Raw genomic sequence first — 15,760 nt, 5'->3', positions numbered from 1 at the left:
TCTATTATATTTGTATCATAATCATAATTTATTGTATAAGCCATGTTAGTAAAAGTTTATGGAAGTGCTGTGTTTGGAGTTGATGCAACCACAATTACTGTAGAGGTAAATATTGATAAGGGAATCGGGTATCATTTAGTTGGTTTACCAGATATCGCTATAAAAGAAAGCAGTTATCGAATTGCAGCGGCTTTAAAAAATACAGGTTACCAACTTCCAGGTAAAAAAATAACCATAAACATGGCACCTGCCGATTTGCGAAAAGAAGGTTCTGCCTACGATTTGCCACTTGCTGTTGGTATTTTAGCCGCATCAGGACAAATAAAATCTGATAATGTGGACAAATACCTTATTATGGGAGAACTTTCGCTCGATGGCAGTCTGCAACCTATCAAAGGAGCACTTTCTATTGCAATAAAAGCAAGAGATGAAGGTTTTAAAGGATTTATTTTGCCTAAACAAAATGCAAAAGAAGCCGCCATTGTTGATAATTTGGAAGTTTTAGGCGTAGAAAATTTAACCGAAGTAATCGATCATTTTGATGAAAAAAAGAAACTTCAACCTACTGTAATTAATACTCGTGAAGAGTTTTACAAAACCTTAGATTTTCCTGAATTTGATTTTTCAGATGTCAAAGGGCAAGAATCTATAAAACGATGCATGGAAATTGCAGCAGCCGGCGGACATAATATTATTTTGATAGGCCCACCAGGTTCTGGAAAAACCATGCTCGCAAAGCGTTTACCAAGTATTTTACCACCCATGACTTTGCGTGAGGCGCTTGAAACAACCAAAATACATTCGGTGGCAGGTAAAATTAAAAATGCAGGTTTATTAAGTCAAAGACCTTTTAGATCACCACATCACACTGCTTCTTCAGTTTCATTAGTAGGAGGAGGGAGTTATCCACAACCTGGAGAAATTTCGTTAGCACACAATGGTGTTTTGTTTTTAGATGAACTTCCAGAATTTAAAAGAGAGGTTTTAGAAGTTATGCGACAACCTCTTGAAGATAGAGAAGTTACCATATCTAGAGCCAAGTTTACAATAACATATCCTTCTTCGTTTATGCTTGTTGCGAGTATGAATCCGAGTCCGGGTGGTTATTTTAACGATCCTAGTGCGCCAATACAAACATCTGCTACAGAAATGCAGAGGTATTTAAACAAAATCTCTGGACCACTTTTAGACAGAATCGATATTCATATAGAGGTTACTCCTGTGCCTTTCGAAAAATTGTCGGAAACCCGAAAATCAGAGTCAAGTGTACAAATTAGAGAGCGAGTTACCAAGGCTAGAGAAATACAATCTATACGTTTTGCAGTACTCGAACATATACATTATAACGCTCAAATGAGCAGTAAACAAATCAGAGAATTTTGTAAACTCGATACCGATTCTTTAGGTTTATTAAAAAATGCAATGGAACGGTTAAATTTATCTGCTCGAGCTTACGATAGAATATTGAAGGTTTCTAGAACCATCGCAGATTTAGAATTATCTATCGATATTAAATCTCACCATATTGCAGAAGCTATCCAATACAGAAGTTTGGATCGAGAAGGTTGGCTGGGTTAAAGAATTATTATTTATAAGTTGATTTTTATTAGAACTTTACAAGTGAATTTTCTCTATTTTTAGGATGTAATCTAATTTAGATCTTAAAAAAGTATCATTGAGAAACATCACTACAGTTAAATATTTTTTTAAAAAGAGAATAATTATTTTGTTGAAATATAATAAGTTATCGAATTTTAACATCTAGACTAGCAATTCTAATACTGTTACAAATTATTATATGCTATAAAAAACCATGTTTTTTATTTGGTGAATTAAAAAATAGTAGTATATTTGCACTCACAAATCGCGGGGTAGAGCAGTAGGCAGCTCGTCGGGCTCATAACCCGAAGGTCACTGGTTCGAGTCCAGTCCCCGCTACAAAGAAAAGCCATTCAGTAATGAGTGGCTTTTTTTATTGAGTTAAAGTCAGTAAAATCAATACCTCTATAATTTCTACTTTTCTATTAAACTTCAAAATATTAGGAAAAAAGGCATACAATTAGGCATACCTAATTATTTTACAGGCTACCCAACCATAAACAAGAAAGTGTATTAATTGATAGAAAATAAGCTGTTAAATGGATTAATATTAATTTTTATAAATTTCTCAATAGAATTTAGAAAAATGTTTTACGATTGTTGTTCGAAGAAAAAAAGCATAATATATTTGTAAAAAAATGAGTCCGATATTTTATCGGACTCATAGTATATAATTTAATATAGTTTTGAAAATTTATATGGCATTGCCTCGTGCATAATCTCATATACCTTTTCAAAAATATCTTCGGAACTTGGTTTAGAAAAATAATCACCATCAGTGCCATAAGCGGGTCTATGGGCTTTGGCTGTTAGCGTATGAGGTTTGCTATCTAAGTATTGATAAGCATTTTGTTCTTCTAAAATTTTTTGTAAAATATATGCACTAGCTCCTCCAGGTACATCTTCATCAATTATTAATAATCTATTGGTTTTTGAAACACTTTTTACAATATCATGATGAATATCAAAAGGAAGTAATGACTGAACATCAATAATTTCGGCACTAATACCTATGCTTTCAAGTTCGTTTGCTGCTTGTTCTACCAATCGTAATGTTGAACCATAAGAAACCAATGTAATATCTACACCTTGTTTTATAGTTTCTACTACACCAATAGCAGTTGTAAAAGCACCTATATTATTTGGCATTTTTTCTTTTAAACGGTAACCATTTAAACATTCTACCACTAGAGCAGGCTCGTCTGACATTAATAAAGTATTGTAAAATCCTGCCGCTTTCGTCATATTTCGAGGTACCAAAACATGAATACCACGAACAGCATTTAAAATCATACCCATAGGAGAACCAGAATGCCATACACCTTCCAATCTATGCCCTCTTGTGCGAATAATTACTGGAGCTTTTTGTCTGCCATGAGTTCGGTATTGTAAAGTTGCCAAATCATCGCTCATAATTTGCAAAGCGTAGAGCAAATAATCTAAATACTGAATTTCTGCAATAGGACGCAAACCTCTCATAGCCATACCAATACCTTGACCTAATATGCTAGCTTCACGTATACCAACATCTGATACTCGGAGTTCTCCATATTTTTCTTGTAAGCCTTCCAAACCTTGATTTACGTCGCCAATGTTTCCGCTATCTTCTCCAAAAATTAATGCTTCGGGGTATTGAGTAAAAATAGCGTCAAAATTATCTCTAATGATAAGTCGTGCATCTACTTCTTCACATTCATTGCTATAACTTGGAGCTATTTCTTGTATTGAAGTTGCTTTATTTTGAGATTCTGATTCTAAATGAGAACTATATTTAGGCTGTATTGCATTGAAATAATTTGAAATCCAATGGGTAATAATAGATCTACCATTTTCATGAATTACCATGCGTAGCACTTTTCTAGCAGTAACCAATAACTCTTTTCTGATAGGCTCTTTTATAGAACCAATATCGCGAGCCATTTTTTCAATAAAAACTTTATTCTCGCTGGTAGAAGCTACTTGTAATAAGATAGTTTCTAGTTCTTTTTGTTCGTTTTTGATAGGAGTAATAAAGTTTAACCAAGCTTGTTTTTTTGCTTCGTTTACTTCTTTTTTTGCCTCATTCTCAATTTCTTCTAACTCTTCAGAAGTGGCTAAATTATTTTCAATCATCCAGCTACGCATTTGAGCAACACAATCAAATTGAGTTTCCCAAGCTAATCGCTCTTCATTTTTATATCGCTCATGGCTACCCGAAGTAGAATGACCTTGAGGTTGCGTTAATTCATCTACATGAATCAAAACAGGTACGTGCTCTTCGCGAGCTATTTGAGACGCTTTTTGATAGGTATCTACTAGTGCAGGATAATCCCAACCTTTTACAGTAAATATTTCATAACCGTTATTTTCGGAATCTCTTTGAAATCCTTTTAATATTTCTGAAATACTCTCTTTTGTAGTTTGGTATTTTGCATGTACAGAAATTCCGTATTCGTCATCCCAAACACTCATTACCATAGGTACTTGTAAAACTCCTGCGGCATTTATCGTTTCAAAAAATAAACCTTCAGAAGTAGAGGCATTTCCAATAGTACCCCAAGCAATTTCATTTCCATTTATAGAAAATAAATCAGCATTGGTGATATTTTTTATATTTCGATATATTTTTGATGCTTGAGCTAAGCCAAGTAATCTAGGCATTTGCCCTGCTGTAGGAGAAATATCGGAAGAAGAATTTTTTTGTTTTGTAAGATTTTTCCAGTTTCCATGTTCATCTAATGAATGAGTTGCAAAATGCCCGCCCATTTGTCTACCAGCACTCATGGGTTCTAATTCTAAATCGATATGGCCGTACAAACCTGCAAAAAATTGTTGTGGAGTTAAGGCTCCTATTGCCATCATAAAGGTTTGATCGCGGTAGTAACCCGAACGAAAATCTCCGTTTTTAAAAGCTTTAGCCATTGCCAATTGAGGAACTTCTTTTCCGTCGCCAAAAATTCCAAATTTAGCTTTACCGGTAAGTACTTCTTTTCTTCCCAATAGGCTACATTCTCTACTGATACGAGCTAACTTATAATCGTTTAAAACTTCTGCTTTAAAATCGTCAAACGTAATTGAATCTTTATTTTCTACCTCGGTCATAATATTTCTTTAAAAAACAAATTTATAAATTTTATAGATATAATACGTGTACTTGTAATTAAATTATTCGCAATAGAAAGGCTTTTTTTGATTTATTAATAAAAATAAAACATAAAATCGCTTTAAAAAATAATAATACCGAAATATTAAAACCATTTTCTGGTAAAAAGTCCTAATAAAGATTTTGGACTAAAAGCAATTACAAATCTAATTTTTTCAGCGTAGTGCGGTTGTGCTATTTCCCAACCATTTGTTGAAGATATTGGTAGATATAATTCAAAATAATCGGGAACCAAGTTAAGTCTAATACCACTATCGTACACAAATTTTGGAGAAAATCCATTGTTTTTGAGCAATCCTACATCGCCATAGGCTTCTATCCAATTCCAAATACTTATACTAGCATTACCTGCTGTAATCCATTGGTTGGCAAATTTATCGGTTATTTTTGACTTGAATCCACCTTCGGCTGTAAGGTATTGTTGGCTCCAAAAACCACTGTTTTCAGAACGCCCAAAATAACTGTAATCAAACAAGTAGTCTGAAGGTCTGTCTAAAGCAAAATCAAAAAAATTAGTATTGGTATTGTTGTACAAATAGGTTCCAGCATACAATCTTAAATTGAGTTGTCTGTATGATCCTATCCATTTTCTATACCATGATTCTACAATTAATTTTCCAAAGTTACCACCCAATTGCAAATCGGTGCTGTAGCCTAGTGCTTTTGCCATTTCTGAAAACGAATTGGAAAATCTAGCATCAAAAACAGTATAACTGCCTTCAAGCGTGTTTTTTACCAATTGGCTCGGCTCTCTATTTACATATACTTGACGCATTACCAAAGATTTAAAATGATTTAACCGAAAATCATCGGTTCTAAATCGCATGGCTACATACGGATTAATACGTGTGTATGCCGCATCTTGGGCATAGTGTAAATATGTGCCACTTACACCGTAACGAATATTGAATAATTTACTATCTCTGTTATTTTGATTAATCGAAAATGAAAAACTTCCTGTTAATGATTGGGTATTGGTAGAATAGGAAGGAGACACATCTATAGTAAATGGTTTATCCAAAATTGTTTTATTATGAAAGCGCAAACTTGCTATTATGCCATCGTATAGATTGTAGCCAAATTCTGGAACGTATAAAATTTGATTGTAATTTGGATCTTCCAAATCTTTCATGAAATTAAATTTTATAGGTCTATTGGTTAAGAAAAAACCTTTTAATGATTTCCAGTTGTTTCGTTGGTTGTATTCGGGAACGATATTTTTATAATTGATAACAATTTTTTCGGCATTGTTTCTAGGAAACGTATAAATGGAATCTTTTTTAAATTCTGAAATCCAATGTTTAAATACGATAGAGTCGTTTTTAAGTCCGTAAACAGGAATAGGCGTAAAAACATTGGTTTTGTTTTTTAACTCAAAAGAAACTTCATGCGGTGTTTTATTTACTTTATGAAATTTGTAGTCTATTGCTTTTCTTGAATTAATGATAATATCAAAAAACCAATCTACATTTTGGGTTGTATTCTTTTTTAAAATAGTTTTAAAGTTTTCTGCAGAGCAAATAGTACGACTCGAATTTTTTACAAACTCTTGTATAGAAGTATCCAATGTATTGCTACCTAAATAATCATTAAGATACCTAAAACTTAAACCTGCACGGTATTTTGAAGCTATTTTTTCGTTAAATCGAATAAGCTCGTCTTTACTTGAATTAAGAGGCTGATCTAGATTTTTTCGAGCCATAAGCATATAAAAATAACTGTATTGTTCATTAAAATCTAGCGAAACAAGATGGTATCCCTTAACTAATTTTCGTTTGGCAATACTGCCCATCATTTTAGCATTTGGATAGTATAAATCGATATAATCCATCATGTAATAATATTGTATGGCATCGTATATCCAATTGTTTTTGCGTTGCGGAATTTGAAGTGAATTTTTTAAATAATTGTTTAAATAGATTTTTAAAAACTTCATTTCAAAAATAAAGTCGTTTGGAAAAGGATTTAGCAGTGCAGGTAGTTGGTTTAACCCATAAAAAGGATTAATAGTGTAATCGTACTGCGAAACTACAATACGAGATGGGGTAGTAGTGTTTAGTTTTTCGTTTACAAAACTGATAACTTTATCAATAACAATAGCTTTGCTAATTTCGTCTACACGTGTACCTTGCAAATTGCTTACTACTTCAACGTGTTGGTTTTTATATACAGAAAAATTATTTTTTTCTGAAATATAAAATGAATAATTTAGTTTGTTTTTACCTTCAAAAAAGTATCTATTTTCTTTTTTTTGAGCATCAGAAATATCGCTTATTATACTTAAATTATTGGGTAATTCAAGGGTTATTTGATAATCTGCCAAGGCATTAGACATATCATCGAGGTTTAAATTACTGTCTTTTATAAAACCTTCATTTGTATACATGGTAGGTGTAATAAAACAATTTTTTAGTACATAACCATTTTCTTCATCATATCCAATTCCTGTAAATTTACTACTGGGTAATTTAATTACATAATTGTAAGAATAAGTAATAGATTGCGATGGAGCAAGCGGTGTATTAAGTTTTAGAGAAATTACATCTTCTTGATTGGGCAATCTTTTATAGCGAAGAATATATTTGTTTTCGTCTATAAAATGAAGTTCAGAGGTTTTGCCTCGTTCTTTGGTACTTGCCAAATGAAAACTACGTACATATTCATCAGAAAATCGTTTTCCGAGTTGCGAATCTCTATCTGCGTAGGCATTAATCCAATCTTGAAGAATTATTTCGTGAAGCGTATCTGAACTTGTATTTTTGTAAGTTGTTTCTTGAAATACACAAAGTGTTTTTTCTTCGGTATTTAATACAGCAGAAATTTTGTGTATGTGTTGGGCATAACCTATACAAACAGAAAACAGTAAGCAGTATATACGAACAAAAAATTTAGACACGAGCATTTTTTTTGCTAATATAATAAAAAAAGCGCTCTATAGAAGAACGCTTGTGGTGTGTTTAAAAATTCGGACTTAAATTGTATTTTTTATAAAAGTTGTCGAGTACTTCTACAACTTCATCTTCTGTATCTACAAGTTTAATAAGATTTAAATCTTCTGGGTTGGCATTATGATGTTTTTCTATAATAGTGGCTTTAATCCAATCGAGCAAACCACTCCAAAAGCTAGTACCTACAAGAATGATAGGGAATTTACCTATTTTTTTTGTTTGAATAAGGGTAACAGCTTCAAACAACTCATCGAGTGTACCAAAACCACCTGGCATAACCACAAAGCCTTGCGAATATTTTACAAACATTACTTTGCGTACAAAGAAATAATCAAAATTTAGATTTTTATCTTTATCTATGTATGGATTAAAATGTTGTTCAAAAGGTAATTCGATATTCAATCCTACCGAAGTTCCGCCTCCATGATGCGCCCCTTTATTACCTGCTTCCATAATACCTGGCCCGCCACCTGTTATCACTCCATAACCCGCTTTACTTATTTTGTAAGCAATACGTTCGGCTAATAAGTAGTAAGGATCTTCTGGTTTTGTGCGCGCAGAACCAAATATAGAAACACAAGGGCCAATGCGAGCCATAGACTCGTAACCATTTACAAACTCAGACATGATTTTGAAAATAGCCCAAGAATCGTTGGTGCGTATTTCATTCCATGTTTTTTGAGTTAATTTATCTTTTATTCTATCGTCTTCGTTGTTGTAATCTTCAAATGCCATGGTTATTTTTTATAAATTTTAAAAGCTTACAAAGGTAGAGTTTTTTTTACTTTTAATTAGAGATATACTATGATTATAAAAAAACAGTTGTTTATTGATATTTATTTCCACTCGTGTTGTAACAGCGAGTAGCAATCGGAGTCTTCACTCGTATTGTTTACTACATAATCTTCTCTTAGTGTGCCTTCTTTTACAAAGCCAAAATGTAATAACAGTTTTTTAGATGGTGTATTATTATCATCTATTAGAGCTTGAATTCTATGCAAGTTGAGTTGTGAAAAACCAAACTCCAATACAGTATGTAAAGCTTCTTTCATATAGCCTTTTTGTTTCATGTTTTCAGAGTATATGTTATAGAAAACTTCGGCTCTGCGGTGTGTTTTATTCCAAGTATGAAAACCACATTCTCCTATTGGTGTATTCGATTGTTTATCTATCAATAAAAATAAAAACATAGAAATACGGTGTGTTTCCATACCCATTTCGTGCATTTCTTTGTAATGTAAATAACCTTGTTCGTTTGTACCTAAATAGGCTATAATTTCGTCTTTGCTTTTTGTGTGGAATACATGATGTATGATGCTTGGTGTAAGGCTTTTAAGAAGTAATCTTTCGGTATGTAGTAGTATTTGTTCCATATTATTGTAACTCCATTTTTAAAAACCGTGCGGTATGACTTTCTTTGTTTTTGCTTACTTGTTCGGGTGTGCCTGTAGCAATTATTTGTCCGCCACCTTTGCCACCTTCGGGTCCTACATCTATAATGTAATCGGCTAGTTTAATAACATCAAGGTTGTGTTCTATAATAAGTACAGTATTGCCTTTGTTTACCAATTTTTGTATTACTTCCATAAGTACCCTAATATCTTCAAAATGAAGCCCTGTGGTAGGCTCATCCATAATGTAAAACGTATTGCCAGTATCTTTTTTAGATAATTCTGTAGCAAGTTTTACACGCTGTGCTTCTCCGCCCGAAAGAGTTGTACTTTGTTGGCCTAGGGTAATATATCCAAGCCCTACATCTTGTATGGTTTTTACTTTGCGGTATATTTTTGGTATATTTTCAAAAAAATCTACGGCTTCATCTACAGTCATGTTTAATACATCTGATATAGATTTGCCTTTATATCTTATTTCAAGTGTTTCTCTATTAAAACGTTTTCCTTGGCAGGTTTCACATTCTACATAAACATCGGGTAAAAATGCCATTTCTATAGTACGTACACCACTACCTTCGCAGGTTTCGCAACGTCCGCCTTTTACATTAAAGCTAAATCTACCTGCTTTATATCCTCGAATCATGGCTTCTGGTGTTTGTGTAAACAAATTGCGAATATCGCTAAACACATCGGTATAAGTGGCAGGGTTGCTTCTTGGGGTTCTACCTATTGGGCTTTGATCTATATCGATAACTTTATCTATATGCTCTAAACCTTCAATTTTTTGATAAGGCATAGGTTTTTTTACAGCATTAAAAAAATGCTCGTTTAAAATAGGGTACAAGGTTTCGTTTATTAAGGTAGATTTTCCGCTACCCGAAACGCCTGTTACACAAATTAATGTGCCTAATGGAAACTCTACCGAAACGTTTTTTAAATTATTTCCTGTGGCTCCCTTTAATTTTAGTTTTTTACCGTTGCCTTTTCTACGTTCTTTAGGAATTTCAATACTTTTTTCGCCGTTTAAGTATTGAGCAGTAAGTGTATGTTCTGCAAGTAAACTTTTTGGAGTTCCTTCACTTATTATTTTTCCTCCATGTCTACCTGCTTTTGGCCCGATATCAATAACCCAATCGGCACGCTCAATCATATCTTTGTCGTGTTCAACTACAAGTACTGAATTTCCTATATCTCGAAGATTTTCGAGCGATTTTATAAGTCTTTCGTTATCACGTTGGTGTAGGCCTATACTAGGTTCGTCTAGTATATACAAAACCCCTACAAGTTGCGAACCAATTTGTGTTGCTAGCCTAATGCGCTGTGCCTCACCACCCGATAACGATTTTGAACTTCGCTGTAACGAAAGATAATTAAGCCCAACATTCATCAAAAAACGCAAACGGTCGTTAATTTCTTTTACAATTTCACTAGCAATAGCTTTTTGTTTTTCGGAGAGTAGTTCATTAAGATTTTCAAACCAAGCTGTTAGTTCCGATAAGTCCATAGCCGAGAGTTCAGCTATATTTTTTTCATTTATTTTAAAATAAAGCGATTCTTTTTTTAGTCTAGAACCATTACAAACTGGGCATTTTACTTCGTCCATAAAGTCATTTGCCCAACGTTTTAAACTTGTAGATTCACTATCATTAAATTGCGATTTGATGAAGTTTGAAATTCCTTCAAATTCAATTTTATATTCTTTAGTAACACCAGCTGTTTTCGATTTTACTGAAAATTTTTCGTGCCCTCCGTTCAAAATCATATCAACGGCTTCTTGTGGTATTTTTTCGAACGAATCGGTTAATGAAAATCCGAATTTTTCTCCAATAATTTCCAATTGCTTAAACATCCAACTGCTTTTGTATTCTCCTAATGGAACAATAGCGCCTTGTTTTATCGAAATTTTAGTGTTTGGAATAATTTTTTGAGTATTTATTTCATTTACAGTACCCAAACCATTGCAATGATCGCAAGCGCCTTTTGGAGAATTGAAAGAAAATAAATTAGGTTCTGGATTTTGATACGATATGCCTGTAGTAGGGCACATAAGCGTACGGCTAAAAAAGCGCACTTCTTTTTGGTTTTGTTCCAATACCATCATAACATCATCGCCATGATACATTGCTGTATTGATACTTTCGGAAAGACGCTTTTGAGTATCTGTAGCATTGTCTATCTCTATGCGGTCTATTACAATTTCGATATCGTGTGTTTTGTAACGGTCGAGTTTCATACCTGGAGTAATATCGACTATCTCTCCGTTTACTCGAACTTTTACAAATCCTTGTTTTGCAATGTGCTGAAATAGTTCGGCATAATGCCCTTTTCGAGCTCTAATAACGGGTGCTAAAATATTAATTCTTTTCCCTTGAAAAGATTCTATAATTAAGTCTTTAATTTGCTCATCAGAATAAGATACCATTTTCTCGCCCGTATTGTAACTGTAAGCATCTGCGGCACGAGCAAATAAAAGCCTTAGAAAATCATAAATTTCGGTAATAGTACCTACAGTAGAGCGAGGAGATTTACTTGTTGTTTTTTGTTCGATAGCAATTACTGGCGATAAACCGTCTATTTTATCTACATCGGGGCGCTCTAAACCTCCAAGAAACTGACGTGCATAGGCAGAAAAAGTTTCTATATATCTTCGCTGCCCTTCGGCGTATATGGTATCAAAAGCTAAAGATGATTTACCAGAACCTGATAATCCTGTAATTACTACAAGTTTATCTCTAGGTATGGTAACATCTATATTTTTAAGATTATGAGCACGAGCACCAATAATTTCTATATGTTCTTCAAATGATGGCATAAGTTTTTCTAAAAAGGCAAATTTACTTTTTTATTGGCTAATATTAATTGTGTGTTTTTAAATTTTACAGATTTAATATCTTTGGAAAAAATAAAATTAAGAATGAAAATATTAGGAATAGGCTCACGCATTAAGCACGTAGAGTTAGGATTGGGTGTAATAACCAACGTAACAAACAAACATTATTGGGTTACTTTTATTGAAAATGGTATAGAAACCATTGATTTAGATTCTGATTTTAAAGTTATTGAAGCCATAGACGGCGAGGTAGATACTGTAAGTTTTTACGAAGTTGAAAAAACGTTAAAAAGTTTATTGATGCGTTGGAGCGATATTACTCCTAATGTTGCTATTGCAGACAAATGGAAAGGCGGAAAGTTAATTATGGAACCGAGTACACAAACCCAAAGTAAAGAAGTTCCTATTGAAACTTTTTTTCATAAAATTGTAATGGTACGCGATAGACTAAGAGTAATGGAACAGAAAATTAATGCAAGTAACCTAGAAGAAACCGAAAAAATAGAACTACAACAATATATTACCAGAATATATGGTAGTTTAACCACCTTTAATGTATTGTTTAAAAGTACAAACGACTACTTTGTAGGAGAAAAATCAAAATAGTGTAGATGTAGTAGCTGTACTTATTTTGTGTTAGTGCAGCTACACTTATCTTTGAGTTATTCAATTTGCATGTCAATACAAGTTGTTCTATAGGCTTCTAATATTTTTAATTTTGAAATACTACCTATATACGATGCTTGGTGTACAATAGGTAGCTCGATATAATTACAAGAATCAAAAATTTCCATAATGGCATCTAAATCGTCATTTATAGATACAATGGGTTGAGTATTTACAGCAATATCTTTTATTAATGTATGTTTGAGTCTAAACTGATTTAACAAATACGGATTAATATCATTAAAATAAAAATAACTAATTAACTGATTTTGTTGATCTACTACAGGGAATAAAGTTTGCTTATTTGTACTATATAATTGTACTATTTTTTCTAAATTTTCATCAGCATAAACGATACTATTATAGGTATCTATGAGTTTTTTTAATGAAATACTTTGCAAAATATTTTTGTCTTTATCACTTGTAAAAACTTCTCCCGAATCGGCCAAAGGTTTAACATCCATAGAGTATTTTTCAAACTGTCTAGTTACTGCAAAACTTATAGATGAAACAATCATAAGGGGTACCATAAGTTCGTAGCCTCCTGTAATTTCTCCAATAAGAAATATTGCTGTTAATGGAGCATGAAACAAACCACTTAATATTCCTGCCATGCCTACCATGGCAAAATTAGCAATAGGTAAATGGGAATTAATACCCAATAAACCAATACTTTTTGCCACAAAAAAACCTAAATATGAGCCTACAAATAGCGAAGGAGCAAAGTTACCTCCATTACCTCCAGAGCCTAGAGTTAGCCCGGTTGCAAACGATTTTAACATAACAATTGCGCCAATAAAACTGAGAAGAACCCAATCATTATCTTTATATTTTTCGAGCAATGTATTTTCTAAAATTACAGAAGGATTATTTGTAGACAATGCTTTAATACTTTCATAACCTTCTCCAAACAATGTGGGGAATAAAAATATTAGTACCGCCAAAACCAATGCACCCATTAAAGCTTTACGGTAGCTATTATTTTTAAGTTTTGAAAAAAAATGTTCTACTCGCCTAAAATTTTTTGCATGATATGTGGCTACCAATCCTGCTAAAACACCGAGAATGATGTAGTAAATAGTATTGTGAAAATCAAATTTTTTAACGTTTGTAAAATGCAATAGCACATTATCGCTAAGTACTATAGTAGAAATTAAAGCTCCTGTAGCAGCCGAAATAATAATAGGTATAAAAGCCGATATAGAAACATCTACAAGTACAATTTCTATGGCAAATAAAACTCCTGCTATAGGGGCATTAAAAGCAGCACCAATACCAGCAGCTACACCACATGCAAGTAATAATATTCTGTCTTTTTGAGAGAGTTTATATTTTTGAGCAAAGTTAGACCCAAATGCAGCTCCAGTTATTGTAATAGGACTTTCTAATCCAGCAGAACCGCCCATACCAACCGTAAGAGAGCTTGTAATAATTTGAGCATACATTTGCTTTCTAGGCATAATACCATTTTTTTTTGCTACAGCATGCAAAATTCTTGAGCTACCTTTTTCAATACTTCCGTCTAGAAAATTTCTAATCACAAAAACGGTCAGCAAAATACCTATGATAGGAAAAATACTATTAGCATATGGCAGTTTTAAATAACCATTGGCATAATTTGCAAATAAAAATACTTTGTGTGCAAATGTTTTTAATAAAATAACAGCAAGAGCACACGATATGCCTACTGCAACACTCGCTAAGTAAATAAAATTGCGATTGGATAATATTTCTTGAGCCAATACAAAAAACACCTCAAAGTAATTAAAGAGGCGTCTGAGTTTAATTTGGAGTTTTGCTAAATATCTTGCAGGCATATACAATGGTATAAATAGAGTGCAAAGATAATTATTTTATATTTCGTAAGGCTTCTCTTATACTTAAAGGTTTTAAATTCGCTTCGGCAACAAACTTTTTTACATTTTCTGCATCAAAACGACTATAATCACGAAGTACCCAACCTATTGCTTTTTGAATAAAAAACTCATTCGATTTGCTATGTTTTAAACATTCTGATTTTAAAAGTTCAAAATCTGTTTTTTCTTTATAGCTTAACTGAAAAAGTAGCGCACTTCTATTGAGCCACATGTTTTCTGAGTTTGAAAAACGCTCAACAACTTTATAGGTTTCATTTGGAAATTGTTTTAAATATCCACCCAATATATATTTTGCCAAAACATCAACACTATCCCACCAAGAGTTGGTTGTAATTAATTTTTCTATAAAAGTAATATCATCTAAAACATAATTTTTTTTAAATTCTTTCACTAATAAATCTATAGCACATTGATGATATTCGCGCTCATTTTTTGTAAATAATTGCCAAGCAATATCTCTAAAATTTGCTTTAACTTCTTGTTTATGTTTTTCGTAAGTTTCTTTAAAAATAGTTCTGCGTGCTTCTGTTTTTATCCCTAAAAAATTGAAATTATTTTTCATGTAATTTTCCATAGGAATTGCAGTTTCTCTGCAAGCTTTTTGGGTAAGATTATGTTTTAGGTCTTGAACAAAATTCATAAAATTTGATTTAATTGGTTTAATTTTTCTTTGCACGAAATTTCTAGCTCTTCAAAAAATGAAGTAAACTCTTGCTCCAATTCTGTATAAAATAGTTCAACTTCTACAATAGCTTCTTGCATATGAACTCTATTTTTGGTGCGGTAATCCATTTGAAACAAAATCATTTCTAGACCAGAAAGCGAGGCATAACTTACAAGCCAGTTTCTACTAATCATAGAAGGAAGCATTTTTTGAACCCTTTCGGGTAATAATTCAAAATTATTGCGCAAAAGATTATAAAATTCATCTGCAAAAACTTCTAAAGGAATATTGCTGTAAGAATTCCAATTTTTTGCCAAAAAATGATCGTAAACAATATCCATAATTACTCCCGAATAGTGCCCGTATTTGTTATGGAGTTTGTGTTTACTTTTTCGGTATATAGCATGACTATCTGTAAAAGTGTCAATATGGCGATGCAGTAAAATACCCTTTTGTATGTGATTATTATAATGAAGATAATTATTTCCTCGCACACTATCGGCTATAAAATTGCCAATTTTAATTTCGTCGTTATTTTCAGAAAGGTATATATGCGCTAAGAAATTCATTCGACTAATTTAATAATTATAAATGATGAAATTTGAATTTTAAATTATATTTGTATGAATTTAAAATTTAT

General features: G+C 32.6%; 10 protein-coding genes and 1 tRNA gene. 3 read left to right on the top strand and 8 right to left on the bottom strand.

The window, feature by feature from the left end; all coding sequences use genetic code 11:
* The first annotated feature begins 42 nt into the window (after nucleotides 1-42).
* The gene (locus Q361_RS01675) at nucleotides 43-1,578 is read left to right on the top strand and encodes a YifB family Mg chelatase-like AAA ATPase (RefSeq protein ID WP_103724976.1); all 1,536 of its coding nucleotides are present in this window, start codon (nucleotides 43-45) and stop codon (nucleotides 1,576-1,578) included.
* Nucleotides 1,579-1,865: 287 nt separating this feature from the next.
* Nucleotides 1,866-1,938, top strand: a tRNA-Met gene (locus Q361_RS01670).
* 336 nt (nucleotides 1,939-2,274) lie between these two features.
* Here Q361_RS01670 and Q361_RS01665 read toward each other — a convergent pair.
* The 5 genes from Q361_RS01665 to uvrA form a co-directional block, all read right to left on the bottom strand.
* Complete coding sequence (locus Q361_RS01665) at nucleotides 2,275-4,680, bottom strand: alpha-ketoacid dehydrogenase subunit alpha/beta (protein ID WP_103724975.1); 2,406 nt, start codon at nucleotides 4,678-4,680, stop codon at nucleotides 2,275-2,277.
* A gap of 146 nt (nucleotides 4,681-4,826) precedes the next feature.
* Nucleotides 4,827-7,643, bottom strand: coding sequence for a gluzincin family metallopeptidase (locus Q361_RS01660; RefSeq protein WP_394335844.1), 2,817 nt, complete (start codon nucleotides 7,641-7,643; stop codon nucleotides 4,827-4,829).
* A gap of 55 nt (nucleotides 7,644-7,698) precedes the next feature.
* On the bottom strand, nucleotides 7,699-8,424 hold the full coding sequence (locus Q361_RS01655) for an LOG family protein (protein ID WP_103724974.1): 726 nt from the start codon (nucleotides 8,422-8,424) through the stop codon (nucleotides 7,699-7,701).
* A 101-nt stretch (nucleotides 8,425-8,525) separates the two neighbouring features.
* A complete protein-coding gene (locus Q361_RS01650; protein ID WP_103724973.1) occupies nucleotides 8,526-9,062 on the bottom strand; it encodes a GNAT family N-acetyltransferase in 537 nt (178 codons plus the stop codon).
* A gap of 1 nt (nucleotide 9,063) precedes the next feature.
* A complete protein-coding gene (gene uvrA / locus Q361_RS01645) occupies nucleotides 9,064-11,895 on the bottom strand; it encodes an excinuclease ABC subunit UvrA (protein WP_103724972.1) in 2,832 nt (943 codons plus the stop codon).
* Nucleotides 11,896-11,997: 102 nt separating this feature from the next.
* Here uvrA and Q361_RS01640 point away from each other — a divergent pair, with 102 nt between their 5' ends.
* Nucleotides 11,998-12,519 (top strand): hypothetical protein, encoded by a 522-nt coding sequence (locus tag Q361_RS01640; protein ID WP_103725143.1) that lies wholly within the window; start codon nucleotides 11,998-12,000, stop codon nucleotides 12,517-12,519.
* 56 nt (nucleotides 12,520-12,575) lie between these two features.
* Here the strand turns inward: Q361_RS01640 and Q361_RS01635 are convergent, their stop codons facing one another.
* From Q361_RS01635 to Q361_RS01625, 3 genes are read right to left on the bottom strand one after another with little or no spacing between them, the layout of a single operon-like run.
* The gene (locus tag Q361_RS01635; protein WP_103724971.1) at nucleotides 12,576-14,396 is read right to left on the bottom strand and encodes a chloride channel protein; all 1,821 of its coding nucleotides are present in this window, start codon (nucleotides 14,394-14,396) and stop codon (nucleotides 12,576-12,578) included.
* Between the two features lie 31 nt (nucleotides 14,397-14,427).
* Nucleotides 14,428-15,096, bottom strand: coding sequence for a DNA alkylation repair protein (locus Q361_RS01630; protein ID WP_146046968.1), 669 nt, complete (start codon nucleotides 15,094-15,096; stop codon nucleotides 14,428-14,430).
* Nucleotides 15,093-15,689: an acyl carrier protein phosphodiesterase gene (locus Q361_RS01625; RefSeq protein ID WP_103724969.1), complete on the bottom strand. Its 597-nt coding sequence runs from the start codon at nucleotides 15,687-15,689 to the stop codon at nucleotides 15,093-15,095. The genes Q361_RS01630 and Q361_RS01625 overlap by 4 nt, the downstream gene beginning before the upstream one ends.
* Nucleotides 15,690-15,760: the final 71 nt, after the last annotated feature.

Origin of the sequence: Flavobacterium croceum DSM 17960, assembly GCF_002917885.1 — a bacterium.
Classification (GTDB): Bacteria; Bacteroidota; Bacteroidia; order Flavobacteriales; family Flavobacteriaceae; genus Flavobacterium; species Flavobacterium croceum.
The sequence above is the reverse complement of the archived record's forward strand: the minus strand, read 5'-3'. Positions and strand labels throughout refer to the sequence as shown.